The sequence below is a fragment of the Escherichia sp. F1 genome (assembly GCF_046764225.1).
GTDB lineage: Bacteria > Pseudomonadota > Gammaproteobacteria > Enterobacterales > Enterobacteriaceae > Escherichia > Escherichia coli.
Window position 1 is genome coordinate 3,721,151 of record NZ_CP177202.1, and the last position, 25,045, is coordinate 3,746,195.

Sequence of the window (25,045 nt, forward strand, 5' to 3'; positions counted from 1 at the left end):
GGGCATCGTTGTGCTTGTAGTATAATAAATAAAATGGAGTGTCATTAAGTGGATAAGGTTTTAGATTCAGCCATCCTTTCTTCGGCAAATAAAAGAAAGGGTATCCTTGCTATTGGCGCACATCCTGACGATATAGAATTGGGCTGTGGCGCGTCGCTTGCTCGTCTTGCGCAAAAAGGAATTTATATCGCAGCCGTGGTGATGACTACCGGCAACTCTGGCACAGATGGAATAATCGATCGCCATGAAGAATCGCGCAACGCCCTAAAGATATTAGGGTGCCACCAAACTATTCATCTTAATTTTGCTGACACCCGCGCGCATTTACAGCTCAATGATATGATTTCCGCCCTGGAAGATATCATTAAAAATCAAATTCCTTCTGATGTTGAAATCATGCGGGTATATACCATGCATGATGCCGACCGCCATCAGGATCATCTCGCTGTTTATCAAGCTTCAATGGTTGCCTGCCGCACTATTCCACAAATTCTCGGCTACGAAACCCCGAGTACCTGGCTTTCATTTATGCCTCAGGTTTTTGAATCCGTTAAAGAAGAATATTTCACAGCCAAACTTGCTGCATTAAAAAAACATAAAAGCCAGGAACGACGCGATTATATGCGTCATGATCGCCTGCGTGCAGTTGCACAATTTCGCGGGCAACAGGTCAATAGCGATCTGGGTGAAGGCTTTGTAATTCATAAAATGATTCTTTGAGCAAATTGCATGAAAACCTGGATATTTATATGTATGGCCGTAGCAATATTGCTATGGTTCCTGAGTACGTTAAGGCGTAAGCCCAGCCCAAAAAAAGGTTGTATTGACGCCATTATACCTGCGTATAACGAAGGCCCGTGTCTGGCACAGTCACTGGATAATCTACTGCGTAACCCTTATTTTTGCCGGGTAATTTGCGTTAACGACGGCTCCACGGACAATACCGAAGCGGTCATGGCGGAAGTCAAACGCAAATGGGGCGACCGCTTTATTGCCGTCACGCAAAAAAATACCGGTAAAGGTGGTGCGCTGATGAATGGCCTCAATTACGCCACCTGCGACCAGGTTTTTTTAAGTGATGCCGACACCTATGTTCCGCCCGATCAAGACGGAATGGGCTATATGCTGGCAGAAATAGAGCGCGGTGCTGATGCCGTAGGCGGCATTCCCTCTACTGCGTTGAAAGGCGCGGGTCTGTTACCGCACATCCGCGCGACCGTAAAGTTGCCGATGATTGTTATGAAGCGCACGCTACAGCAGCTCCTGGGCGGCGCACCGTTTATTATCAGCGGTGCCTGCGGGATGTTCCGTACTGATGTATTGCGTAAGTTCGGTTTCTCCGATCGTACTAAAGTCGAAGACCTTGATCTCACCTGGACATTGGTGGCAAACGGCTATCGTATTCGGCAGGCGAATCGCTGCATCGTATACCCACAGGAATGCAACAGCCCGCGTGAGGAGTGGCGTCGCTGGCGGCGTTGGATTGTGGGCTACGCGGTCTGTATGCGCCTGCATAAAAGGCTTTTATTTAGCCGCTTCGGTATCTTCAGTATATTTCCTATGCTGTTGGTTGTGCTTTATGGCGTTGGGATTTATCTCACTACCTGGTTTAATGAATTCATTACCACCGGGCCGCATGGTGTGGTGTTGGCAATGTTTCCGCTTATCTGGGTCGGCGTAGTTTGTGTTATTGGTGCTTTTAGCGCCTGGTTTCATCGTTGCTGGTTGTTGGTGCCTTTAGCACCGCTTTCCGTTGTGTATGTATTATTAGCTTATGCCATCTGGATTATTTATGGACTTATTGCCTTTTTTACTGGACGCGAACCTCAGCGCGACAAACCCACCCGCTATTCCGCACTGGTGGAAGCGTCAACCGCTTATTCCCAACCTTCTGTCACAGGAACTGAAAAACTTTCTGAAGCTTAATGTTAAAGAGAAAAATATTCAGATTGCAGACCAGGTAATTATTGATGAAACTGCAGGTGAAGTTGTTATCGGCGCGAATACCCGTATTTGTCACGGTGCCGTTATTCAGGGTCCGGTAGTGATTGGCGCAAACTGCCTGATAGGTAATTATGCGTTTATTCGTCCTGGCACAATAATCAGCAATGGCGTAAAAATTGGTTTTGCCACCGAAATTAAAAATGCGGTTATTGAAGCGGAAGCAACGATTGGTCCGCAATGCTTTATCGCCGACTCGGTAGTTGCAAACCAGGCATATTTGGGCGCACAAGTACGTACCAGTAATCATCGTCTGGATCAACAGCCCGTATCTGTTCGAACTCCAGAGGGAATTATCACTACCGAATGCGATAAATTAGGTTGTTATATCGGGCAGCGTTCACGCCTTGGCGTACAAGTTATTATTTTGCCTGGGCGAATTATTTCCCCGAACACGCAACTTGGCCCGCGCGTGATTGTAGAACGTAATTTACCTACCGGAACTTATTCACTCCGACAAGAACTTATCCGTACAGGAGATTAAAATGATAAAACGGACGTTATTAGCGGCAGCAATTTTTAGCACATTGCCCGCTTATGCCGGGTTAACTTCCATTACCGCGGGCTACGATTTTACCGATTATTCTGGCGATCATGGCAACCGTAATTTAGCGTATGCTGAACTGGTGGCGAAAGTTGAAAACGCAACGCTGCTTTTTAATCTTTCCCAGGGGCGTCGTGATTATGAAACTGAACATTTCAATGCCACTCGCGGTCAGGGTGCGGTCTGGTATAAATGGAATAACTGGCTGACAACCCGAACGGGTATTGCCTTTGCGGATAATACGCCGATCTTTGCCCGCCAGGATTTTCGTCAGGATATTAACCTGGCACTGTTGCCAAAAACGCTTTTCACGACCGGTTATCGCTACACGAAATATTACGATGATGTCGAAGTCGATGCCTGGCAAGGCGGCGTATCACTCTATACTGGCCCGGTGATCACCAGCTATCGCTATACCCATTATGACTCCAGCGATGCAGGTGGTAGTTACAGCAATATGATTTCCGTGCGTCTGAATGACCCGCGCGGCACTGGTTATACGCAACTATGGCTAAGCCGCGGAACAGGTGCTTACACCTATGACTGGACGCCAGAAACACGCTACGGCAGCATGAAGAGCGTCAGTTTGCAACGTATTCAACCGCTGACTGAGCAACTTAATCTCGGGCTGACGGCAGGTAAAGTGTGGTACGACACCCCAACCGATGATTATAACGGTCTGCAACTTGCAGCCCATCTGACCTGGAAATTCTGATTCCTTCTGCCGCCCGCTATCCGGGGCGGCCTTCCCTGTCGATTAGGCCCCTCTTTACTTTTTGTTATCCGACTACATTCACCGGATAAATTTTATTCTCCAGTGTTATATACTATAGGGGGGTATGCATTGACATATAGCATACCCCCCTATAGTATATTGCGTGCAGATGATGAGGTGCGAAATGCCCAGTACTCCGGAAGAGAAGAAAAAGGTCCTTACTCGAGTTCGTCGTATTCGGGGGCAAATTGATGCTCTGGAACGGTCGCTGGAGGGTGATGCCGAATGCCGTGCCATACTCCAACAGATCGCTGCCGTTCGGGGCGCGGCTAACGGGCTGATGGCAGAAGTGCTTGAAAGCCATATCCGGGAAACGTTTGACCGAAATGACTGCTACAGCCGCGAAGTCAGCCAATCCGTTGACGACACTATTGAACTGGTTCGTGCCTATCTTAAATAGCTGAATCTATTACCATATTGAGGAAGAGCGAGAGATGAAATCACGTGCTGCCGTTGCATTTGCTCCCGGTAAACCGCTGGAAATCGTTGAAATTGACGTTGCACCACCGAAAAAAGGTGAAGTGCTGATTAAAGTCACCCATACCGGTGTTTGCCATACCGACGCATTTACCCTCTCCGGCGATGACCCGGAAGGTGTATTCCCGGTAGTTCTCGGTCACGAAGGGGCCGGCGTTGTGGTTGAAGTCGGTGAAGGCGTAACCAGCGTCAAACCTGGCGACCATGTGATCCCGCTTTACACCGCAGAGTGCGGCGAGTGTGAGTTCTGTCGTTCTGGCAAAACCAACCTCTGTGTTGCGGTTCGCGAAACCCAGGGTAAAGGCCTGATGCCAGACGGCACCACCCGTTTTTCTTACAACGGGCAGCCGCTTTATCACTACATGGGATGCTCTACATTCAGTGAATACACCGTGGTCGCGGAAGTGTCTCTGGCCAAAATTAATCCAGAAGCAAACCACGAACACGTCTGCCTGCTGGGCTGTGGCGTGACCACCGGTATTGGTGCGGTACACAACACGGCTAAAGTCCAGCCAGGTGATTCTGTTGCCATATTTGGTCTTGGCGCGATTGGTCTGGCAGTGGTTCAGGGCGCGCGTCAGGCGAAAGCGGGACGGATTATCGCTATCGATACCAACCCGAAGAAATTCGATCTGGCGCGTCGCTTCGGTGCTACCGACTGCATTAACCCGAATGACTACGACAAACCGATTAAAGATGTCCTGCTGGATATCAACAAATGGGGTATCGACCATACCTTTGAATGCATCGGTAACGTCAACGTGATGCGTGCGGCGCTGGAAAGTGCGCACCGCGGCTGGGGTCAGTCGGTGATCATCGGGGTAGCTGGTTCTGGTCAGGAAATCTCCACCCGTCCATTCCAGTTGGTCACCGGTCGCGTATGGAAAGGTTCCGCGTTTGGCGGCGTGAAAGGTCGTTCCCAGTTACCGGGTATGGTTGAAGATGCGATGAAAGGCGATATCGATCTGGAACCGTTTGTCACGCATACCATGAGCCTGGATGAAATTAATGACGCCTTCGACCTGATGCATGAAGGCAAATCCATTCGAACCGTAATTCGTTACTGATTTCCCGCAGGTTTACCCGTCCAGTTCAGACGGGGTTCTTAATACTCTCCCCGGGCAGCCGTCCGGGGGATTAACCGTGAGATAATGACTGATGGAACTCATTGAAAAACATGCCAGCTTTGGCGGCTGGCAAAATGTGTATCGGCATTATTCCCCATCACTGAAATGTGAAATGAATGTCGGCGTCTATCTCCCACCAAAAGCCGCAAGTGAAAAATTGCCGGTGTTGTACTGGCTTTCAGGGCTGACTTGCAACGAGCAGAATTTCATTACTAAATCGGGGATGCAACGTTACGCGGCTGAGCACAACATTATTGTTGTTGCGCCAGACACCAGTCCGCGAGGCAGTCATGTCGCAGATGCCGACCGTTACGATCTCGGGCAAGGTGCCGGGTTTTACCTGAACGCAACGCAAGCGCCGTGGAATGAACATTACAAAATGTATGATTATATCCACAACGAGCTGCCGGATTTAGTGATGCAACATTTTCCGGCAACGACCAGAAAGTCTATTTCAGGTCATTCTATGGGCGGGCTGGGCGCGCTGGTGCTGGCGTTACGTAACCCAGATGAATATGTCAGCGTCTCAGCGTTTTCGCCCATTGTCTCCCCATCGCAAGTACCGTGGGGACAGCAAGCCTTTACCGCATATCTTGGTGAAAATAAAGAAGCCTGGTTGGATTACGATCCGGTGAGTCTTATTTCACAAGGTCAACGCGTTGCGGAAATAATGGTTGATCAGGGGTTGAGTGATGATTTTTACGCAGAACAGCTGCGGACTCCAAATCTTGAAAAGATCTGCCAGGAGATGAATATCAAGACGTTAATCCGTTATCACGAGGGTTATGATCACAGCTATTATTTTGTCTCCAGTTTTATTGGCGAGCATATTGCCTACCACGCCAATAAACTGAATATGCGGTAATAATAGCACGACTGCCGGATGCGGCGTGAACGCCTTATCCGCCTACATTTCGCCCGCAGGCCGTAGGCATGATAAAACGCGCATAGCGTCGCATCAGGCATCTGCGCACGACTTATCTATGTTTACCACATCAAATCATCAGGCACTTTGAAGTCGGCATACGGATCGTCTTCATCCTGCTCTTCGGCGCTGAGCGCGCTGTGCAACACAATACTGCTGGCATCACGCTGAGCAATTTTATCGGCAACGCTGGCGGGAATAATGGCGTATTCACCTTCGCTATTGTTATCGAGCAACAAGCGGGCAATCGCCAGACGACCATTAATCAACTGCGCTTGCGTGAGCTTATCGACAAAGATTTTCTTAATCAGATTACCGTCAGTAAAGTTAAAACCAATATCGCCATTGGCAATGGTGATTCGGTTCATTTCGATAAGCTGCTTCACCTGAGCTTTATATTCTTTCGCCAACGCCGCTTGTTTTTGCTGCTCGCTAAGCTGTTTATCACGTTCAAGCTGTGCCTTTTTATTTTCTTCTACCGCCGCCCGAGCTTCACGCGCCTGAACGCGCGATTTTTTCGCCGTTCTCTCGACCTTCGCCGCTTTTTTGCTGGTGACTAATCCTGCTTTGAGCAACTGCTCTTGTAAGGTAAGTTTTGCCATCTTTGTTTCCAAACCCGCTGAATAATTTTTAGCGAGTATACCTGTAAACGCCGTAGGTGTATTGGGGGCAAGTCCCTTTCGCCCCTACTTAATAAGGCGCGTCAGGCATCGGCGCACGGCTGTATTCGTGATCTCCGGCTCATCAAAATAAACACCGCCAACCCCGCAACAAGAATACCCGGCGCAGAAGCGGCCATTACGCCAACTGTACCAGTACCTAATGCCAGCATTTTCCCGGCCAGTAACGGACCGCTCATAGCCCCCAGACGCCCTACCGCCACGGCTGTTCCCACACCTGTTGCGCGGATCTGCGAACTGTAAAACAACGGTGCCAGGGCATACAAAACGCTTTGCCCACCTGTCGCAAACAACCCCGCGACGAATCCCGCCAGCAACATACCGTTAAATGACGACACCGTTCCCAGCGCCAGCAGCGAAGCTAACATGCCGCTATAAATCAGTAGCGACATGGTTACTGGACGCAGCTTATCCATCAATGCGCCCAACATTAACGTCCCGCTTGCCGCCCCCATTTGCAGTGCAAACATCACCCCTGCCGCCTGCGATGGCTGGAATCCTTGCTCCACCAAAAGCAGCGGTAGCCAGTTGATCAACATGTAGACCACCAGCAGAGTGAAGAAATAACACAACCACAGCAGCAGCGTCGCGGTGGCCGTTTCTGGCGCAAATAACGCACGCAGTGGAGGCGCGGCCTGTTTTTCGCCAGCGAAAACCGCCGACTCTGGCAGCCAGCGCATTAATAGCGGCACCAGAATCAACGGCACCACACCACCTACCCAAAACACCGTTTGCCATGCTAAGTTTGCCCCCGCGAAACCCAGTGTCGCCGCCAACGCCGCGCCAATGGGGACACCGCAATACATCAGGCTCACTGCCGTCCCACGAAAACGTGGCCCCGCGGCTTCAGACGTCAGGGCGATCAGATTCGGCAACGCCGCCCCCAGCCCGACACCGGTCATCAGTCGCGCAAAGACCAGTGAGGGGAAATCCCAGGCAATCGCCGTTGCCAATGAGAACAAACCAAACAGCGCAACTGAGCTAATTAAAATACGCTTACGACCATAACGGTCCGCCAGCATTCCGCCAACCAGCGCGCCGGGTAGCAAACCGAGTATTCCGGCGCTGAATATCCAGCCCATTTGCATTTTATCGAGTGCGAAAGCCTGGGCGATGCCACCCGCCGCAATGCCAGCCGCCTGAAGATCCAGTCCTTCCATCAGAGCGACCAAAAAACAAAGCCCGATGGTCAGCATCAGGCGGGATGAAGATGATGAAGGGGTACGAGTCGACATAAGATGAACCTCGTTGCGAGTGCAGGTGAATCGCGGCTGATACATTGCCAGCCGCGTAATCAGAACCATTTAATGACTGCCTACAGGCGAAGAAAATGTAGGCCGAACAAGGCGTTTACGCCGCATCCGGCAGTCGTGCTGGGATGGGCATACAAAATGCACGTTCTCGGCAGTCATCATTATTTGTTGTTGCGCAGATCCAGCGCCACGTCGACGATCATATCCTCCTGGCCGCCAACCATCCGGCGTTTGCCCAGCTCAACGAGAATATCCACCGCGCTTAAGCCATAACGCGCCGCCGCCGTTTCACAGTGACGCAGGAAGCTGGAGTAAACACCGGCGTATCCCAGCGCCAGCGTTTCGCGATCGACTCGTACCGGACGATCCTGCAACGGACGCACCAGGTCGTCAGCGGCATCCATTAACGCATAGAGATCGGTCCCATGCTGCCAACCCAGTTTATCCGCGGCGGCAATAAACACTTCCAGCGGCGCGTTACCTGCGCCCGCGCCCATTCCCGCGAGGCTGGCGTCGATTCGGTCGCAGCCCTCTTCCACCGCCGCGATAGAGTTCGCCACGCCAAGACTCAGGTTATGGTGAGCGTGCATGCCGGTTTGCGTTTCTGGTTTCAGCACTGCTTTCAGGGCGCGGAAACGGTCACGGATATCGCTCATGTTCATCGCACCGCCAGAATCCACCACATAAATACAGGTCGCACCGTAGCCTTCCATCAGCTTTGCCTGCTTTGCGAGATTCTCCGGCGTGGTCATATGGCTCATCATCAGAAAACCAACGGTGTCCATTCCGAGCTCGCGGGCATACTGAATATGCTGGGCGGAAACATCAGCTTCGGTACAGTGCGTAGCCACACGAACCACCCGCGCGCCAGCCTGCCAGGCATTTTTCAGATCGTGAATAGTGCCGATTCCTGGCAGCAACAACGTCGCGATTTTGGCGTGCTTCACCACATCCGCCGCTGCTTCAATCCATTCAAGGTCGCTATGTGCGCCGAAACCATAGTTAAAGCTGGACCCCTGCAAACCGTCGCCATGGGCCACTTCAATCGAATCCACGCGGGCATCGTCCAGTGCTTTGGCAATCTGGCGAACGTTTTCCAGCGAATACTGATGACGAATGGCGTGCATACCGTCACGCAACGTGACGTCCGAGATATAAAGTTTTTTACCGTTCATGCCGCTTCTCCTGCCTTGCGCGCCAGTGACTGGGCCATTTTTTCCGCTGTCGCCAGCGCACTGGAAGTCATAATGTCGAGGTTGCCCGCATAGGCAGGCAGATAATGCGCTGCGCCTTCGACTTCCAGCCAGACCGCCGTTTTCAGTCCGGAGAACTGCCCCACGCCCGGCAAATTAACCGGTTTATCCTGCGGGATAACTTCAAACTGCACGCGCTGTTTCAGGCGATAACCCGGTACGTAAGCCTGCACCGCCTCAGCCATTTCATTGATTGAGGCTTCGATATCATCTTGTGAAGCTTCGTCGCTCAATACATACACCGTGTCACGCATCATCAACGGTGGCTCTGCTGGGTTAAGCACAATAATCGCCTTCCCTTTTGCCGCGCCGCCCACCACTTCAATGGCTCGAGACGTGGTTTCTGTAAATTCATCGATATTGGCACGCGTGCCAGGTCCGGCAGATTTACTGGCAATAGAAGCGATAATTTCGGCGTAATGAACACGCGCCACGCGTGAAACTGCCGCTACCATTGGAATGGTGGCCTGGCCGCCGCAGGTGACCATGTTGACGTTCAGTTGATCGACATTCGCCTCGAGATTAACGACCGGCACGCAGTAGGGGCCGATGGCAGCAGGCGTCAGGTCAATTAAGCGAATATCCGGTTTCGCTTCGCGCAAAGCGGCATCGTTTTTCACATGCGCACCCGCGCTGGTCGCATCAAATACAATGTCGATATCAGCAAATTCAGGCATGTTCATCAGCCCGATCACCCCTTCATGGGTGGTGGCGACGCCCATACGTCTGGCACGCGCCAGACCGTCGGACTGAGGATCAATGCCGACCATCACCGCCATCTCCAGATGCTGACCGTGACGCAAAATTTTAATCATCAGATCGGTGCCAATGTTGCCAGAACCGATAATGGCGACTTTACGCTTACTCATGACAGACTTCCTTTTGGGGCTGCACTTGAAAATGTCGCAGCAACTGAACCTATGCCTTCGATATGGGCTTCAAAACGATCGCCCGCATTCACCGCCACCATCGGACCTAATGCCCCGGTAAGAATGATATCTCCGGCGCGCAGCGGTTCACCCAGACTGGCCATTTTGCGTGCCAGCCAGACGGCGGCATTAAGCGGATGTCCCAGGCATTCGCTGCCGCGCCCGCTGGAAACCTCTTCGTTATTACGCGTCATCTTCATGGCGCAGTTTTTCAGGTCTAACCCCGCCGGACGTTGCGCCGGACCGCCGATGACATACACCCCGCAGGAGGCGTTATCTGCCACGGTATCGACAAACTGAATCGACCAGTCGCGAATGCGGCTACCCACCACCTCCAGCGCCGGAAGTACCCATTCAATGGCGTTATACAGTTCGTCGAAGGTGATATCGGTTGCGGGCAAATCGCGGTTCAACACCAGTGCGATCTCCGCTTCAATTCGGGGTTGCAGAACGCGGGAAAAAGGAATGGTTTCGTTATCGCCATAACACATGTCGGCAAATAATGTCCCGAAATCCGGTTGATCAACGCCCAGTTGTTGCTGCACTTTCGGATGCGTCAGGCCCACTTTACGCCCCACCACGCGACGCCCCTGCGCAACGTCATGTTGCACATTGATGCGCTGAATGGCGTAGGCCGCTTCAGCGTTTTCAATACCAATCAGATCGCGCAGCGGCGCAATCGCTTCGCCCAGCTCTGCGGCGCGGCGTAAATCCGCCGCCAGTTGCTCAAGAGTATGCTTCGTCATGACCGTTCCTTAAGGGCGTGCGAGGAAATTCAGCACCAGTTGATTGAAAGCGTCGGCATGTTCCCACTGCGCCCAGTGACCACAGTCGCGGAAGATATGCAGTTCAGAACCGGCAATGCCGGACAGCAGACGCAGACCCGCATCCATCGGCACAAAGCGGTCGTTGCGCCCCCAGACAATCAGGGTTTGCGCTTTGATTTCCGCCAGACGTGGGCCAAAATCCGGGAACTGTTTCGGATTAGCTTCCAGGCTCTTAACGAAGTTTTCCAGGTGATCGCGGCGCGACAGCATATTATTCAGGCGCGCTTCAAACAGGGCGTCGGTCAAATCGCTGGTATCAAAAACGAAGATATCCATCATCAGCTTCAGGTTTTCGATAGTCGGCTGACGATAAAGCTGATTCAGTCGCTTAATACCTTCGGTTGGCATCGGCGTAAACAAACTCATGCCGCCCGTACCGCCGCCCATCAGCACCAGTTTGCCGACGCGCTCCGGCCAGTTAAGGGTGAACGCCACAGAACTGTGGCCGCCCATCGAGTTGCCTAGCAGGTGGATTTTGGCGATATTCAGTTGATCCACCACGCTTTTCAGGATTCGTGCATTAAGATCCGATCGCGAACCACTATTAACGATCGAATCGCTCTTACCCCAACCCGGGCAATCCAGCAGGATCACCCGATAGCCCGCCTCTACCAGCGGATCGATATTGCGGCTGAAGTTCGCCCAGCCAGTAGCACCCGGGCCGGAACCATGCAGCAGGACAACGGTTTCGTCGCCTTGTCCGCAGTCATTAAAATGGATGCGCAGCGTTTTACCCGCTTCTTCTACATTCAGAAAACGGCTGGTGGTGGCTTCGGTTTGTGGCTGATAACTCATCATCTTCTCCTGCATATTCAGTTCTCTGTTCTGGCGCTTAACGAGCCAAATCCGGCAATCCACTCCGGGATTGGGCGGTAATAACGCCCTTCGCTACGCCAGTTGCCAAACGCAGAAATAGCGGCAAAAGCGGCGACCCAGGTTTTGATTTCATGTGTCGACTTTCCGGCAATGGCGGAAAGCTCTTCGTTACTGACGGCATCCAGTTCCTGTATGCGTCCCTGCTCCAGCAAAGTCATGAACTGGTTATCCCAAATCGGGTTGAGCGGATGCAGCGTTCTCTGATCCTCAACAAACTTCTCAGCGGCGCTAATCACCCGTTGCTGACGCAATTCGCGCTCACTGGCGGGTAAATCTTTCCCGCTCCCCAATAGACGGTCGCGCATATGGGCATCGGCTTTCGCCAGTTCTGGCACCGGCGGCTGATGGGAAAGCCCACCGGACCCCAGGAACAGCACGCGTTTATTGAGAGTGCTGGTGAAACGTCCAATGGCTTCACCCAACATGCGGGTACGCTGGAAACCGGGCAGCGGCGTGGCGACACCGTTGATGAACACAGGCAGAACTGGCACCTTATCCAGCCCACCGAGCAGGAACTCCAGCGGCTGGGCGAACCCGTGGTCCACCTGCATACAGTAAGAAACGGCAAGATCGATTCCGCTCTTCATGACGGCATGCGCACAGGCCTCCGCCAGCTCCACAGGCACGGGCAGCTCACCTGCCGCACTGCCGAAATCACCAATTGCCGTCGCTCCAACGCCTAAACAGAACGGTGGCATCACGTCATAGAAAAAGCCGTTGTAGTGATCTGGCGCAAACAGCACCACCAACTCAGGGGAGAAAGCCGCAATACGCTCGCGGGCGCTGGCAATCACGCCATTGACCTCATCGAGTACCTCTTGTGCCGGGTCGACATACCCCACCAACGGCGAGTGGGAAAGACAGTGAAGATAAGCGTGCATATCAGGCTACCTTTTCGACAGAAACGTCGGCATCAGGGCGGGTCAGCGTCATCACCGACGCCAGTTTATTCAGGGTCTTGCCCAGAGTTTGCGGAATGGCGGTGGCGGCAACAAAGCGATCCGGGCGCATCACCACCAGCGAAGCATTGTGTTGCGCGAACCAGCTACGCAGGCGACCTTGCGTATCGCCCACGCGTAGTACGCCGTCCTGGTTATCCTGTGCGGTATGAATTTGCACTTCCGGCACCACCTGAATGAAGCGTGTGCCCAACGCGCGCCACTGCTGGATTTGCTCGTCGCTCATCCCCCACAGTGGATTGCATCCCCAGCCAATTACCGCGAAGTTCGCGCCGATCGCGTTATCGAGCAGCGTCACGTCGCCGTTTTCCAGCGTGACTTTCGGCTGAATAAACATCTTGCCGACCGGAGAGTGCTTCGCTTCGCCCTCACGCACCAGCGCACCGCCGTAATATTGCGGCATCGGCTTGAAGCGCATTTCGAGGAAGTAGCGTTTTACTGGCGGCAGATAATTCAACAGCCAGGAAACGCTGTCACGTAACATCCCCTGCCAGCGTTTCGGCGGAGCCAGCACATTGCCCGCCGTCACAGACAGGTCAATCATCGCTTTGGCGTGATCGCGACGTTCTTGTTGATAGGTATCGAGTAGCGCATCACGGGCTTTCCCCTGGATAACCAACGCCAGTTTCCAGGCGAGGTTAAAGGCGTCGCGCATACCACTGTTATAGCCCTGCCCCTGCCACACCGGCATGATGTGCGCGGCATCGCCCGCCAGCAGTACGCGATCAATACGAAAACGTTGCGCCAGTCGCGCGTTGTGGGTGTAGACACGCTGGCGAATCAATTCAACATTGTCCGGATTAGGCAGCACTTTGCTTAACAGCTTGCGCATATTTTGCGGCTCACGCAGCTGTTCTTCGGTTTCTCCCGGCATCACCATAAATTCAAAGCGACGTACCGCATGAGGCAGCGCGGCAGAAACATACGGGCGCACCGGATCACAACACAAATAGATATGCGGCGTACTTAACGGATCGTTGGCGATATCTACCACAATCCACTGATTTGGCGCAGTTTTACCTTCAAACGGCACATTCAGGGTGCGACGGACAAAACTTGCCCCACCATCACAGGCCACCAGCCACTGAGCTTTGACCGTTTCCCGCTGCCCTTCTGCCGTTTTCAGGTGCAAGGTCACTTCGTCATCTTGCTGGCTGAAGGCCTCCAGCTCGCGGGAAAACAAGCAGCGCACATTCGGAAAACGCGACAATCCTTCCAGCATCACCGCATCGACCTGCGGCTGAATGAAGGCGTTACGGCGCGGCCAGCCAAATTCATCGGTCATTGGCTGAATATCAGCAAAACAGCGGCCTTTTGGGGTAAGAAAACGCATCGCATGCCACGGCGTAGTGTGCGGCAGAACATTATCGACCAGGCCAACCGACTGCATGGTGCGCAGCGCCTCGTCATCAATACCAATCGCACGCGGGTAGTCGATCAACTTATCGAGTTTCTCCACCACCAGCACGTCAATGCCCATCTGGCCGAGATAGTTCGCCATCATCAGCCCGACCGGACCGGCACCAGCGATCGCCACCTGAACGCTATGGTTAACAGCAGGCTGGATGTCAGGGTGTTGTATTGCCATTTCAGTACCTCACGACTCGGACAAAATGCCGTTGCGCGCACAGTACAGCGCAACTTATTTTGTTAAAAACATGTAAATGATTTTTTATTGTGCGCTCAGTATAGGAAGGGTGTTTTCGGCTACAATCAAAACATGCCCGAATGTGCACCAGGTGCACAACGTTGTTTTAACTATAGAAATGTCAATTAATATGCAGAACAATGAGCAGACGGAATACAAAACCGTACGCGGCTTAACCCGCGGTCTAATGTTATTAAATATGTTAAATAAACTTGACGGCGGTGCCAGCGTCGGGCTGCTGGCGGAACTCAGCGGCCTGCATCGCACCACTGTGCGGCGACTGCTGGAGACGCTGCAGGAAGAGGGATATGTCCGGCGTAGTCCCTCCGATGACAGTTTTCGTCTGACCATCAAAGTGCGGCAATTAAGCGAAGGATTTCGTGACGAACAGTGGATTTCTGCACTGGCGGCCCCGCTGCTGGGCGATCTGTTGCGCGAAGTGGTTTGGCCAACAGATGTGTCCACCCTGGATGTTGATGCAATGGTGGTACGCGAAACCACCCACCGTTTCAGCCGCTTATCCTTTCACCGGGCAATGGTCGGGCGACGTTTACCGCTTCTGAAAACCGCCTCGGGCCTGACCTGGCTGGCCTTTTGCCCGGAACAAGAACGCAAGGAATTAATCGAAATGTTAGCCACCCGTCCCGGTGATGACTATCAACTGGCACGGGAACCGTTAAAACTGGAAGCCATTCTGGCGCGGGCGCGCAAAGAGGGGTACGGACAGAACTACCGCGGCTGGGATCAAGAAGAAAAGATCGCCTCTATTGCCGTACCGCTGCGCAGTGAACAACGGGTGATTGGCTGTCTGAATCTGGTGTATATGGCGAGCGCAATGACCATTGAACAGGCAGCGGAAAAGCATCTTCCGGCGCTACAACGGGTGGCAAAACAGATCGAAGAAGGGGTTGAATCGCAGGCTATTCTGGTGGCCGGAAGGCGAAGCGGCGTGCATTTACGTTGACACCATTGAATGGCGCAAAACCTTTCGTGGTATGGCATGATAGCGCCCGGAAGAGAGTCAATTCAGGGTGGTGAATGTGAAACCAGTAACGCTATACGATGTCGCAGAGTATGCCGGTGTCTCTTATCAGACCGTTTCCCGCGTGGTGAACCAGGCCAGCCACGTTTCTGCGAAAACGCGGGAAAAAGTGGAAGCGGCGATGGCGGAGCTGAATTACATTCCCAACCGCGTGGCACAACAACTGGCGGGCAAGCAGTCGTTGCTGATTGGCGTTGCCACCTCCAGTCTGGCCCTGCACGCGCCGTCGCAAATTGTCGCGGCGATTAAATCTCGCGCCGATCAACTGGGTGCCAGCGTGGTGGTGTCGATGGTAGAACGAAGCGGCGTCGAAGCCTGTAAAGCGGCGGTACACAATCTTCTCGCGCAACGCGTCAGTGGGCTGATCATTAACTATCCGCTGGATGACCAGGATGCCATTGCTGTGGAAGCTGCCTGCACTAATGTTCCGGCTTTATTTCTTGATGTCTCTGACCAGACACCCATCAACAGTATTATTTTCTCCCATGAAGACGGTACGCGACTGGGCGTGGAGCATCTGGTCGCATTGGGTCACCAGCAAATCGCGCTGTTAGCGGGTCCATTAAGTTCTGTCTCGGCGCGTCTGCGTCTGGCGGGCTGGCATAAATATCTCACACGCAATCAAATTCAGCCGATAGCGGAACGGGAAGGCGACTGGAGTGCCATGTCCGGTTTTCAACAAACCATGCAAATGCTGAATGAGGGCATCGTTCCCACTGCGATGCTGGTTGCCAACGATCAGATGGCGCTGGGCGCAATGCGCGCCATTACCGAGTCCGGGCTGCGCGTCGGTGCGGATATCTCGGTAGTGGGATACGACGATACCGAAGACAGCTCGTGTTATATCCCGCCGTTAACCACCATCAAACAGGATTTTCGCCTGCTGGGGCAAACCAGCGTGGACCGCTTGCTGCAACTCTCTCAGGGCCAGGCGGTGAAGGGCAATCAGCTGTTGCCCGTCTCACTGGTGAAAAGAAAAACCACCCTTCCGCCCAATACGCAAACCGCTTCTCCCCAGGCGTTGGCAGATTCTTTAATGCAGTTGGCGCGACAAATTTCCCGACTCGAAAGCGGGCAGTGAGCGCAACGCAATTAATGTGAGTCAGCTCACTCATTAGGCACCCCAGGCTTTACACTCTACGTGTCCGGCTCGTATGTTGTGTGAAATTGTGAGCGGATAACAATTTCACACAGGATACAGCTATGACTATGATTACGGATTCACTGGCCGTCGTATTACAACGTCGTGACTGGGAAAACCCTGGCGTTACCCAACTTAATCGCCTTGCGGCACATCCCCCTTTCGCCAGCTGGCGTAATAGCGAAGAGGCCCGCACCGATCGCCCTTCCCAACAGTTGCGCAGCCTGAATGGTGAGTGGCAATTTGTCTGGTTTCCGGCACCAGAAGCGGTGCCGGAAAGCTGGCTGGAGTGCGATCTTCCTGACGCCGATACTGTCGTCGTCCCCTCAAACTGGCAGATGCACGGTTACGACGCGCCCATCTACACCAACGTGACCTATCCCATTACGGTCAATCCGCCGTTTGTTCCCGCGGAGAATCCGACGGGTTGTTACTCGCTCACATTTAATGTTGATGAAAGCTGGCTACAGGAAGGCCAGACGCGAATTATTTTTGATGGTGTTAACTCGGCGTTTCATCTGTGGTGCAACGGGCGCTGGGTCGGTTACGGACAGGACAGCCGTTTGCCGTCTGAATTTGACCTGAGCGCATTTTTACGCGCCGGAGAAAACCGCCTCGCGGTGATGGTACTGCGCTGGAGTGACGGCAGTTATCTGGAAGATCAGGATATGTGGCGGATGAGCGGCATTTTCCGTGACGTCTCGTTGCTGCACAAACCGACCACACAAATCAGCGATTTCCATGTTGCCACTCGCTTTAATGATGATTTCAGCCGCGCGGTACTGGAGGCAGAAGTTCAGATGTGCGGCGAACTGCGCGATGAGCTGCGGGTGACGGTTTCTTTGTGGCAGGGTGAAACGCAGGTCGCCAGCGGCACCACGCCTTTCGGCGGTGAAATTATCGATGAGCGTGGTGGTTATGCCGATCGCGTCACGCTACGTCTGAACGTCGAAAACCCGGCGCTGTGGAGCGCCGAAATCCCGAATCTCTATCGTGCGGTGGTTGAACTGCACACCGCCGACGGCACGCTGATTGAAGCAGAAGCCTGCGATGTCGGTTTCCGCGAAGTGCGGATTGAAAATGGTCTCCTGCTGCTGAACGGCAAGCCGGTGCTGATTCGCGGCGTTAACCGTCACGAGCACCATCCTCTGCATGGTCAGGTCATGGATGAGCAGACGATGGTGCAGGATATCCTGCTGATGAAGCAGAACAACTTTAACGCCGTGCGCTGTTCGCATTATCCGAACCATCCGCTGTGGTACACGCTGTGCGACCGCTACGGCCTGTATGTGGTGGATGAAGCCAACATTGAAACCCACGGCATGGTGCCAATGAATCGTCTGACCGATGATCCGCGCTGGCTACCGGCGATGAGCGAACGCGTAACGCGAATGGTGCAGCGCGATCGTAATAACCCGAGTGTGATCATCTGGTCGCTGGGGAATGAATCAGGCCACGGCGCTAATCACGACGCGCTGTATCGCTGGATCAAATCTGTCGATCCTTCCCGCCCGGTGCAGTATGAAGGCGGCGGAGCCGACACCTCCGCAACCGATATTATTTGCCCGATGTACGCGCGCGTGGATGAAGACCAGCCCTTCCCGGCTGTGCCGAAATGGTCCATCAAAAAATGGCTTTCGCTGCCTGGAGAACTGCGCCCGCTGATCCTTTGCGAATATGCCCACGCGATGGGTAACAGTCTTGGCGGCTTCGCTAAATACTGGCAGGCGTTTCGTCAGTACCCCCGTTTACAGGGCGGCTTCGTCTGGGACTGGGTGGATCAGTCGCTGATTAAATATGATGAAAACGGCAACCCGTGGTCGGCTTACGGCGGTGATTTTGGCGATACGCCGAACGATCGCCAGTTCTGCATGAACGGTCTGGTCTTTGCCGACCGCACGCCGCATCCGGCGCTGACGGAAGCAAAACACCAGCAGCAGTTTTTCCAGTTCCGTTTATCCGGGCGAACCATCGAAGTGACCAGCGAATACCTGTTCCGTCATAGCGATAACGAGCTCCTGCACTGGTCGGTGGCGTTGGATGGCAAGCCGCTGGCAAGCGGTGAAGTGCCTCTGGATGTTGCTCCACAAGATAAACAGTTGATTGAACTGCCTGAACTACCGCAGCCGGAGAGCGCCGGACAACTCTGGCTTACGGTATACGTAGTGCAACCGAACGCGACCGCATGGTCAGAAGCCGGACACATTAGCGCCTGGCAGCAGTGGCGTCTGGCGGAAAACCTCAGCGTGACACTCCCCTCCGCGCCCCACGCCATCCCGCATCTGACCACCAGCGAAACGGATTTTTGCATCGAGCTGGGTAATAAGCGTTGGCAATTTAACCGCCAGTCAGGCTTTCTTTCACAGATGTGGATTGGCGATGAAAAACAACTGCTGACGCCGCTGCGCGATCAGTTCACCCGCGCACCGCTGGATAACGACATTGGCGTAAGTGAAGCGACCCGCATTGACCCTAACGCCTGGGTCGAACGCTGGAAGGCGGCGGGCCATTACCAGGCCGAAGTGGCGTTGTTGCAGTGCACGGCAGATACACTTGCCGACGCGGTGCTGATTACGACCGCTCACGCGTGGCAGCATCAGGGGAAAACCTTATTTATCAGCCGGAAAACCTACCGGATTGATGGTAGTGGTCAAATGGCGATTACCGTTGATGTTGAAGTAGCGAGCGATACACCGCATCCGGCACGGATTGGCCTGACCTGCCAGCTGGCGCAGGTCGCAGAGCGGGTAAACTGGCTCGGATTAGGGCCGCAAGAAAACTATCCCGACCGCCTTACTGCCGCCTGTTTTGACCGCTGGGATCTGCCATTGTCAGACATGTATACCCCGTACGTCTTCCCGAGCGAAAACGGTCTGCGCTGCGGGACGCGCGAATTGAATTATGGCCCACACCAGTGGCGCGGCGACTTCCAGTTCAATATCAGTCGCTACAGCCAACAACAACTGATGGAAACCAGCCATCGCCATCTGCTGCACGCGGAAGAAGGCACATGGCTGAATATCGACGGTTTCCATATGGGGATTGGTGGCGACGACTCCTGGAGCCCGTCAGTGTCGGCGGAATTCCAGCTGAGCGCCGGTCGCTACCATTACCAGTTGGTCTGGTGTCAAAAATAATAATAACCGGGCAGGCCATGTCTGCCCGTATTTCGCGTAAGGAAATCCATTATGTACTATTTAAAAAACACAAACTTTTGGATGTTCGGTTTATTCTTTTTCTTTTACTTTTTTATCATGGGAGCCTACTTCCCGTTTTTCCCGATTTGGCTACATGACATCAACCATATCAGCAAAAGTGATACGGGTATTATTTTTGCTGCTATTTCTCTGTTCTCGCTATTATTCCAACCGCTGTTTGGTCTGCTTTCTGACAAACTCGGGCTGCGCAAATACCTGCTGTGGATTATTACCGGCATGTTAGTGATGTTTGCGCCGTTCTTTATTTTTATCTTCGGGCCACTGTTACAATACAACATTTTAGTAGGATCGATTGTTGGTGGTATTTATCTTGGCTTTTGTTTTAACGCCGGTGCGCCAGCAGTAGAGGCATTTATCGAGAAAGTCAGCCGTCGCAGTAATTTCGAATTTGGTCGCGCGCGGATGTTTGGCTGTGTTGGCTGGGCGCTGTGTGCCTCGATTGTCGGTATCATGTTCACCATCAATAATCAGTTTGTTTTCTGGCTGGGTTCTGGCTGTGCACTCATCCTCGCCGTTTTACTCTTTTTCGCCAAAACGGATGCACCCTCTTCCGCCACGGTTGCCAATGCGGTAGGTGCCAACCATTCGGCATTTAGCCTTAAGCTGGCGCTGGAACTGTTCAGACAGCCAAAACTGTGGTTTTTGTCACTGTATGTTATCGGCGTTTCCTGCACCTACGATGTTTTTGACCAACAGTTTGCTAATTTCTTTACTTCGTTCTTTGCCACCGGTGAACAGGGTACGCGGGTATTTGGCTACGTAACGACAATGGGCGAATTACTTAACGCCTCGATTATGTTCTTCGCGCCGCTGATCATTAATCGCATCGGTGGGAAAAACGCCCTGCTGCTGGCTGGCACTATTATGTCTGTACGTATTATTGGCTCATCGTTCGCCACCTCAGCGCTGGAAGTGGTTATTCTGAAAACGCTGCATATGTTTGAAGTACCGTTCCTGCTGGTGGGCTGCTTTAAATATATTACCAGCCAGTTTGAAGTGCGTTTTTCAGCGACGATTTATCTGGTCTGTTTCTGCTTCTTTAAGCAACTGGCGATGATTTTTATGTCTGTACTGGCGGGCAATATGTATGAAAGCATCGGTTTCCAGGGCGCTTATCTGGTGCTGGGTCTGGTGGCGTTGGGCTTCACCTTAATTTCCGTGTTCACGCTTAGCGGCCCCGGTCCGCTTTCTCTACTGCGTCGTCAGGTGAATGAAGTCGCTTAAGCAATTAATGTCGGATGCGGCGCGAGCGCCTTATCCGACCAACATATCAGGACGGAATGATCGCAATGAACATGCCAATGACCGAAAGAATAAAAGCAGGCAAGCTATTTACCGATATGTGCGAAGGCTTACCGGAAAAAAGACTTCGTGGGAAAAGGTTAATGTATGAGTTTAATCACTCGCATCCATCAGAAGTTGAAAAAAGAGAAAGCCTGATTAAAGAAATGTTTGCCACGGTAGGGGAAAACGCCTGGATAGAACCACCTGTCTATTTCTCTTACGGTTCCAACATCCATATAGGCCGCAATTTTTATGCAAATTTTAATTTAACTATTGTCGATGACTACACGGTAACAATCGGTGATAACGTACTGATTGCACCCAACGTTACTCTTTCCGTTACGGGACACCCTGTACACCATGAATTGAGAAAAAACGGTGAGATGTACTCTTTTCCGATAACGATTGGCAATAACGTCTGGATCGGAAGTCATGTGGTCATTAATCCTGGCGTCACCATCGGGGATAATTCTGTTATTGGCGCGGGTAGTGTCGTCATAAAAGACATTCCACCAAACGTCGTGGCTGCTGGCGTTCCTTGTCGGGTTATTCGCGAAATAAACGACCGGGATAAACACTATTATTACAAAGATTATAAAGTTGAACCTTCAGTTTAAATAAGCACTGAAATAAATGTCGGATGCGCCATTGGGCACATCCGACAATAATTCACTCTTCCATTATCTGGCGAAAAAAGCGTCGCATCATGCCTCTTTGACCCACAGCTGCGGAAAACGTGCTGGTGCAAAGCGCAGGGTTATGATCATCAGCCCAACGACGCACAGCGCATGAAACGCCCAGTCCATCAAGTAATTGCCACTGATACTACGCAGCACGCCAGAAAACCACGGGGCAAGCCCGGCGATGATAAAACCGATCCCCTGCATAAACGCCACCAGTTTGCCAGCAATAGCGGGTTGCGCAGAGTGATCGAGCGCCAGCAGCAAACAGAGCGGAAATGCGCCGCCCAGACCTAACCCACACACCATTGCCCACAATACCGGCAATTGCAGCGGCAGCCAGATAAAGCCGCAGAAACCCACCAGTTGTAACGCCAGCGCCAGCATCAAAAGTTTGCGCCGATCCTGATGGCGAGCCATAGCAGGCATCAGCAATGCCCCTGCTGCTTGCCCAAGCGTCATCAATGCCAGCAAGGAACCGCTGTACTGCGCGCTGGCACCAATCTCAATATAGAAAGCGGGTAACCAGGCAATCAGGCTGGCGTAACCACCGTTAATCAGACCGAAGTAAACACCCAGCGTCCACGCGCGGGGAGTAAATACCACGCGAACCGGAGTGGTTGTTGTCTTGTGAGAAGAGGCGACCTCGCGGGCGCTTTGCCACCACCAGGCAAAGAGCGCAACAACGGCAGGCAGCGCCCACCAGGCGAGTGTTTGATACCAGGTTTCGCTATGTTGAACTAACCAGGGCGTAATGGCGGCACCAAGTCCACCGCCGCCCATCAGAGCCGCGGACCACAGACCCATCACCAGTGGCGTACGGTGCTGAAACCGCCGCTTAATTACCGAAGGCATCACTGCCTGAATGATGCCGATCCCCACTCCACCAAGCAGTGCGCTGCTAAGCAGCAGCGCACTTTGGGGGTAAAGCTCACGCATCAATGCACCGACGGCAATCAGTAACAAACTGATGGCGACGCTGCGACGTTCGCTGACATGCTGATGAAGCCAGCTTCCGGCCAGCGCCAGCCCGCCCATGGTAACCACCGGCAGAGCGGTCAACAGGGCAGCCACACTAAAGCTCATTCCGCTTGCCTGGCGCAATTGCGGTAGCAGTGGCCCGACGGAGGTGAGCAGTGGTCGCATATTAAGACCAATCAGCACCAGAACCAGCAGCATCGTGAACGTCTTTTGATGGTTACGCATGGCTGTCAGAACGGTTTGGTCGGCAGATATTTACCATCTAAGGTGATGACCGCACGTTCGCCACCTTCCGGGTCCGCCACTTTCTTAACGTCGAGTTTGAAGTTAATCGCGCTGATAATGCCATCGCCAAACTTCTCATGAACCAACGCTTTCAGGGTTGTGCCGTACACCTGCAACATTTCATAGAAACGATACATCGTTGGGTCGGTTGGAATACGGTCATCAATGCAGCCACGCAGTGGAATCATCTGCAACAGTAGAATGGCGTCTTCGTCGAGATCCAGCTTCGCCCCGACCAGGCGGGCGGCGTCGGCAGGAAGCGCCTGCTGCCCCAGCAAAGCCGCGGTTACAAAGGCTTCTGCCAGACCGGTGCCGTCGGCAATCTCGGCAAATGAGAGATCTTTTTTAGCTTTGCTGAGCAAAATGGCATCGGCAAGATCAAGACGAATATTGCGGTTAATTTGCGACTGAATCATGGTGGATCTCCTGATGGTTTAAAAATAAGGTTACGCTGCGGTCGGTTGGCGTAGCGGTATGGCACAAACGCGAGGATTAGCGGCCAGTGGCACAAACTGGCGGGTTGCGCCGTCAAAAGCTGCGATGCTGCCGCTTTCAATGTCGTAGACCCAGCCGTGCAGGGCGATCCGCCCCTCTTCGAGCGCCAGGCGCACCGATGGATGAGTTTGCAAATTAGCCAACTGAGCAATGACGTTTTCACGTACCATCGCCGCAGCTTTTGACGGTAAATCGGGATGCGGGCGCGCCTCATTAACGACGCGGGCTGAATCGGCATAACGCAGCCAGTGGGAGACGGCAGGCATATGGTCCATGCACTGACAGCTGGCAATGGCGGTCATCGCGCCACAGTTGGAATGACCGCAAATCACAATGTCAGATACCCGAAGCGCGGCGACGGCATACTCCACCGAAGCAGAGACGCCACCGGGTTCCGGCCCGTAGGAAGGGACGATATTGCCCGCGTTGCGAATAACGAACAGATCGCCAGGTTCACGTTGCGTCACCAGCTCAGGGACCAGACGGCTGTCGGAGCAGGAGATAAAAAGTGTGCGCGGGTTTTGCTGTGTCGCCAGCTGTTTAAACAAGGCTTCCCGCTTCGGAAATGCCTCGCGCTGGAATTTAAGGAATCCATCAATAATCTCTTTCACCGTTAACCTCTGTCTGTCTCTGGAATGAGAGGCAGACTACTCGCCGATTGTCATAAGGTAAAAGTCTCATTTATGATAAGTTCTATTGGATTTACTTATAGGTTGGCGAATGCTCTCTCGACATATCAATTATTTTCTTGCCGTGGCTGAACATGGCAGCTTTACCCGTGCCGCCAGTGCGTTGCACGTCTCCCAGCCTGCGCTTTCCCAGCAGATTCGCCAGTTAGAGGAGAGTTTAGGCGTGCCGCTGTTTGACCGTAGCGGGCGAACTATTCGTCTCACTGATGCAGGAGAAGTCTGGCGACAGTACGCCAGCCGGGCGTTACAGGAACTGGGGGCGGGTAAACGGGCGATTCATGATGTTGCCGATCTGACGCGAGGATCGCTGCGTATCGCCGTCACCCCCACCTTTACGAGCTACTTTATCGGCCCTTTAATGGCAGATTTCTATGCGCGCTACCCCGGCATCACGCTCCAGCTACAGGAAATGTCGCAGGAGAAAATCGAAGATCTGCTTTGCCGCGACGAGCTGGACGTTGGGATTGCCTTCACGCCTGTGCATTCGCCGGAGCTGGAGGCAATTCCTTTACTGACAGAAAGTTTAGCGTTAGTCGTGGCGCAACATCATCCGCTGGCTGCCTGTGAACAGGTGGCGTTGAGTCGCTTGCATGATGAAAAACTGGTCCTGCTCAGCGCGGAATTTGCCACCAGAGAGCAAATTGACCACTACTGCGAGAAAGCGGGGCTACATCCACAGGTGGTCATTGAGGCGAACTCAATTAGCGCGGTTCTGGAGCTGATTCGCCGCACTTCCCTTTCCACATTGTTGCCAGCAGCGATTGCCACACAACATGACGGGCTTAAAGCTATATCCCTTGCCCCACCGTTACTGGAGAGAACGGCGGTTTTGTTACGGCGGAAAAATAGCTGGCAGACAGCCGCCGCGAAGGCATTTTTACACATGGCGTTGGAAGAATGTGCGGATGTTGGCGGGCATGAATCACGGTAGCCACTGACACAGGTCAGTGGCTCTT

General features: G+C 53.1%; 24 protein-coding genes and 1 pseudogene. 13 read left to right on the forward strand and 12 right to left on the reverse strand.

Annotated elements, in window-relative coordinates; all coding sequences use genetic code 11:
• Nucleotides 1-48 precede the first annotated feature (48 nt).
• Nucleotides 49-411, forward strand: a pseudogene (locus tag ACK8NJ_RS23895) (PIG-L deacetylase family protein); the annotation flags it as partial.
• Between the two features lie 174 nt (nucleotides 412-585).
• Here the strand turns inward: ACK8NJ_RS23895 and ACK8NJ_RS23900 are convergent.
• Nucleotides 586-705 carry a hypothetical protein gene (locus ACK8NJ_RS23900; protein WP_123059036.1) on the reverse strand — a complete coding sequence of 40 codons (120 nt, stop codon included), beginning with the start codon at nucleotides 703-705 and terminating at the stop codon, nucleotides 586-588.
• 24 nt (nucleotides 706-729) lie between these two features.
• Between ACK8NJ_RS23900 and ACK8NJ_RS17945 the strand changes: the two genes are divergently transcribed.
• The 6 genes from ACK8NJ_RS17945 (at nucleotide 730) to fghA (ending at nucleotide 5,789) form a co-directional block, all read left to right on the forward strand.
• Entirely contained in the window at nucleotides 730-1,926 is a 1,197-nt protein-coding gene (locus ACK8NJ_RS17945; protein WP_001521974.1) for a glycosyltransferase, read from the forward strand.
• Nucleotides 1,904-2,485 (forward strand): acetyltransferase, encoded by a 582-nt coding sequence (locus tag ACK8NJ_RS17950; protein ID WP_282647623.1) that lies wholly within the window; start codon nucleotides 1,904-1,906, stop codon nucleotides 2,483-2,485. Before ACK8NJ_RS17945 ends, ACK8NJ_RS17950 begins: the two co-directional genes overlap by 23 nt.
• 1 nt (nucleotide 2,486) lies before the next feature.
• Nucleotides 2,487-3,260, forward strand: coding sequence for a YaiO family outer membrane beta-barrel protein (locus tag ACK8NJ_RS17955; protein WP_411961845.1), 774 nt, complete (start codon nucleotides 2,487-2,489; stop codon nucleotides 3,258-3,260).
• A gap of 184 nt (nucleotides 3,261-3,444) precedes the next feature.
• Nucleotides 3,445-3,720: a formaldehyde-responsive transcriptional repressor FrmR gene (gene frmR, locus ACK8NJ_RS17960; RefSeq protein WP_001141271.1), complete on the forward strand. Its 276-nt coding sequence runs from the start codon at nucleotides 3,445-3,447 to the stop codon at nucleotides 3,718-3,720.
• Nucleotides 3,721-3,754: 34 nt separating this feature from the next.
• Entirely contained in the window at nucleotides 3,755-4,864 is a 1,110-nt protein-coding gene (frmA, locus tag ACK8NJ_RS17965; protein ID WP_411961846.1) for an S-(hydroxymethyl)glutathione dehydrogenase, read from the forward strand.
• 91 nt (nucleotides 4,865-4,955) lie between these two features.
• A complete protein-coding gene (gene fghA / locus ACK8NJ_RS17970) occupies nucleotides 4,956-5,789 on the forward strand; it encodes an S-formylglutathione hydrolase (RefSeq protein ID WP_411961847.1) in 834 nt (277 codons plus the stop codon).
• 122 nt (nucleotides 5,790-5,911) lie between these two features.
• On the opposite strand, the gene ACK8NJ_RS17975 is transcribed toward fghA, so the two are convergent.
• The 8 genes from ACK8NJ_RS17975 to ACK8NJ_RS18010 form a co-directional block, all read right to left on the reverse strand.
• Nucleotides 5,912-6,451: a DUF2058 domain-containing protein gene (locus ACK8NJ_RS17975; RefSeq protein WP_001096703.1), complete on the reverse strand. Its 540-nt coding sequence runs from the start codon at nucleotides 6,449-6,451 to the stop codon at nucleotides 5,912-5,914.
• A 101-nt stretch (nucleotides 6,452-6,552) separates the two neighbouring features.
• Complete coding sequence (gene mhpT / locus ACK8NJ_RS17980) at nucleotides 6,553-7,764, reverse strand: 3-(3-hydroxy-phenyl)propionate transporter MhpT (protein ID WP_089573867.1); 1,212 nt, start codon at nucleotides 7,762-7,764, stop codon at nucleotides 6,553-6,555.
• A gap of 179 nt (nucleotides 7,765-7,943) precedes the next feature.
• A complete protein-coding gene (gene mhpE / locus ACK8NJ_RS17985; RefSeq protein ID WP_001013507.1) occupies nucleotides 7,944-8,957 on the reverse strand; it encodes a 4-hydroxy-2-oxovalerate aldolase in 1,014 nt (337 codons plus the stop codon).
• Nucleotides 8,954-9,904 carry an acetaldehyde dehydrogenase gene (gene mhpF / locus ACK8NJ_RS17990; protein WP_000044314.1) on the reverse strand — a complete coding sequence of 317 codons (951 nt, stop codon included), beginning with the start codon at nucleotides 9,902-9,904 and terminating at the stop codon, nucleotides 8,954-8,956. Before mhpF ends, mhpE begins: the two co-directional genes overlap by 4 nt.
• On the reverse strand, nucleotides 9,901-10,710 hold the full coding sequence (gene mhpD, locus ACK8NJ_RS17995; protein WP_411961848.1) for a 2-keto-4-pentenoate hydratase: 810 nt from the start codon (nucleotides 10,708-10,710) through the stop codon (nucleotides 9,901-9,903). Before mhpD ends, mhpF begins: the two co-directional genes overlap by 4 nt.
• Before the next feature lie 9 nt (nucleotides 10,711-10,719).
• Nucleotides 10,720-11,586 (reverse strand): 2-hydroxy-6-oxonona-2,4-dienedioate hydrolase, encoded by an 867-nt coding sequence (gene mhpC, locus ACK8NJ_RS18000; protein WP_411962547.1) that lies wholly within the window; start codon nucleotides 11,584-11,586, stop codon nucleotides 10,720-10,722.
• A 17-nt stretch (nucleotides 11,587-11,603) separates the two neighbouring features.
• Nucleotides 11,604-12,548 (reverse strand): 2,3-dihydroxyphenylpropionate/2,3-dihydroxicinnamic acid 1,2-dioxygenase, encoded by a 945-nt coding sequence (mhpB, locus tag ACK8NJ_RS18005; RefSeq protein ID WP_000543457.1) that lies wholly within the window; start codon nucleotides 12,546-12,548, stop codon nucleotides 11,604-11,606.
• Between the two features lies 1 nt (nucleotide 12,549).
• Nucleotides 12,550-14,214: a bifunctional 3-(3-hydroxy-phenyl)propionate/3-hydroxycinnamic acid hydroxylase gene (locus tag ACK8NJ_RS18010; protein ID WP_411961849.1), complete on the reverse strand. Its 1,665-nt coding sequence runs from the start codon at nucleotides 14,212-14,214 to the stop codon at nucleotides 12,550-12,552.
• Between the two features lie 190 nt (nucleotides 14,215-14,404).
• Here ACK8NJ_RS18010 and ACK8NJ_RS18015 point away from each other — a divergent pair, with 190 nt between their 5' ends.
• From ACK8NJ_RS18015 to lacA, 5 genes are all read left to right on the forward strand, one after another.
• Nucleotides 14,405-15,238, forward strand: a complete 834-nt coding sequence (locus ACK8NJ_RS18015; protein ID WP_001305468.1) for a DNA-binding transcriptional regulator — start codon at nucleotides 14,405-14,407, stop codon at nucleotides 15,236-15,238.
• A gap of 76 nt (nucleotides 15,239-15,314) precedes the next feature.
• Nucleotides 15,315-16,397, forward strand: a complete 1,083-nt coding sequence (gene lacI, locus ACK8NJ_RS18020) for a DNA-binding transcriptional repressor LacI (RefSeq protein WP_000805904.1) — start codon at nucleotides 15,315-15,317, stop codon at nucleotides 16,395-16,397.
• A gap of 122 nt (nucleotides 16,398-16,519) precedes the next feature.
• Nucleotides 16,520-19,594: a beta-galactosidase gene (gene lacZ, locus ACK8NJ_RS18025; protein ID WP_411961850.1), complete on the forward strand. Its 3,075-nt coding sequence runs from the start codon at nucleotides 16,520-16,522 to the stop codon at nucleotides 19,592-19,594.
• Between the two features lie 51 nt (nucleotides 19,595-19,645).
• Nucleotides 19,646-20,899 (forward strand): lactose permease, encoded by a 1,254-nt coding sequence (gene lacY, locus ACK8NJ_RS18030; RefSeq protein WP_000291549.1) that lies wholly within the window; start codon nucleotides 19,646-19,648, stop codon nucleotides 20,897-20,899.
• Between the two features lie 65 nt (nucleotides 20,900-20,964).
• Entirely contained in the window at nucleotides 20,965-21,576 is a 612-nt protein-coding gene (gene lacA, locus ACK8NJ_RS18035; RefSeq protein WP_411962548.1) for a galactoside O-acetyltransferase, read from the forward strand.
• A gap of 87 nt (nucleotides 21,577-21,663) precedes the next feature.
• On the opposite strand, the gene cynX is transcribed toward lacA, so the two are convergent.
• The 3 genes from cynX to cynT are packed head-to-tail and all read right to left on the reverse strand — an operon-like array spanning nucleotide 21,664 to nucleotide 24,011.
• Nucleotides 21,664-22,818, reverse strand: coding sequence for a cyanate transporter CynX (gene cynX / locus ACK8NJ_RS18040; protein WP_000927942.1), 1,155 nt, complete (start codon nucleotides 22,816-22,818; stop codon nucleotides 21,664-21,666).
• Between the two features lie 32 nt (nucleotides 22,819-22,850).
• On the reverse strand, nucleotides 22,851-23,321 hold the full coding sequence (gene cynS / locus ACK8NJ_RS18045) for a cyanase (protein ID WP_000616241.1): 471 nt from the start codon (nucleotides 23,319-23,321) through the stop codon (nucleotides 22,851-22,853).
• Between the two features lie 30 nt (nucleotides 23,322-23,351).
• On the reverse strand, nucleotides 23,352-24,011 hold the full coding sequence (gene cynT / locus ACK8NJ_RS18050; protein WP_048970492.1) for a carbonic anhydrase CynT: 660 nt from the start codon (nucleotides 24,009-24,011) through the stop codon (nucleotides 23,352-23,354).
• Between the two features lie 109 nt (nucleotides 24,012-24,120).
• Between cynT and cynR the strand changes: the two genes are divergently transcribed.
• Nucleotides 24,121-25,020 carry a transcriptional regulator CynR gene (cynR, locus tag ACK8NJ_RS18055; protein ID WP_000952490.1) on the forward strand — a complete coding sequence of 300 codons (900 nt, stop codon included), beginning with the start codon at nucleotides 24,121-24,123 and terminating at the stop codon, nucleotides 25,018-25,020.
• The last annotated feature ends 25 nt before the right edge of the window (nucleotides 25,021-25,045 follow it).

Coding starts and splice junctions, on each gene's coding strand:
- ACK8NJ_RS23900 (WP_123059036.1), bottom strand. CDS start 705: ATGAATTACAAAGCCTTCACCCAGATCGCTATTGACCTGTTGCCCGCG.
- ACK8NJ_RS17945 (WP_001521974.1), top strand. CDS start 730: ATGAAAACCTGGATATTTATATGTATGGCCGTAGCAATATTGCTATGG.
- ACK8NJ_RS17955 (WP_411961845.1), top strand. CDS start 2,487: ATGATAAAACGGACGTTATTAGCGGCAGCAATTTTTAGCACATTGCCC.
- frmR (WP_001141271.1), top strand. CDS start 3,445: ATGCCCAGTACTCCGGAAGAGAAGAAAAAGGTCCTTACTCGAGTTCGT.
- frmA (WP_411961846.1), top strand. CDS start 3,755: ATGAAATCACGTGCTGCCGTTGCATTTGCTCCCGGTAAACCGCTGGAA.
- fghA (WP_411961847.1), top strand. CDS start 4,956: ATGGAACTCATTGAAAAACATGCCAGCTTTGGCGGCTGGCAAAATGTG.
- ACK8NJ_RS17975 (WP_001096703.1), bottom strand. CDS start 6,451: ATGGCAAAACTTACCTTACAAGAGCAGTTGCTCAAAGCAGGATTAGTC.
- mhpT (WP_089573867.1), bottom strand. CDS start 7,764: ATGTCGACTCGTACCCCTTCATCATCTTCATCCCGCCTGATGCTGACC.
- mhpE (WP_001013507.1), bottom strand. CDS start 8,957: ATGAACGGTAAAAAACTTTATATCTCGGACGTCACGTTGCGTGACGGT.
- mhpF (WP_000044314.1), bottom strand. CDS start 9,904: ATGAGTAAGCGTAAAGTCGCCATTATCGGTTCTGGCAACATTGGCACC.
- mhpD (WP_411961848.1), bottom strand. CDS start 10,710: ATGACGAAGCATACTCTTGAGCAACTGGCGGCGGATTTACGCCGCGCC.
- mhpC (WP_411962547.1), bottom strand. CDS start 11,586: ATGAGTTATCAGCCACAAACCGAAGCCACCACCAGCCGTTTTCTGAAT.
- mhpB (WP_000543457.1), bottom strand. CDS start 12,548: ATGCACGCTTATCTTCACTGTCTTTCCCACTCGCCGTTGGTGGGGTAT.
- ACK8NJ_RS18010 (WP_411961849.1), bottom strand. CDS start 14,214: ATGGCAATACAACACCCTGACATCCAGCCTGCTGTTAACCATAGCGTT.
- ACK8NJ_RS18015 (WP_001305468.1), top strand. CDS start 14,405: ATGCAGAACAATGAGCAGACGGAATACAAAACCGTACGCGGCTTAACC.
- lacZ (WP_411961850.1), top strand. CDS start 16,520: ATGACTATGATTACGGATTCACTGGCCGTCGTATTACAACGTCGTGAC.
- lacY (WP_000291549.1), top strand. CDS start 19,646: ATGTACTATTTAAAAAACACAAACTTTTGGATGTTCGGTTTATTCTTT.
- lacA (WP_411962548.1), top strand. CDS start 20,965: ATGAACATGCCAATGACCGAAAGAATAAAAGCAGGCAAGCTATTTACC.
- cynX (WP_000927942.1), bottom strand. CDS start 22,818: ATGCTGCTGGTTCTGGTGCTGATTGGTCTTAATATGCGACCACTGCTC.
- cynS (WP_000616241.1), bottom strand. CDS start 23,321: ATGATTCAGTCGCAAATTAACCGCAATATTCGTCTTGATCTTGCCGAT.
- cynR (WP_000952490.1), top strand. CDS start 24,121: ATGCTCTCTCGACATATCAATTATTTTCTTGCCGTGGCTGAACATGGC.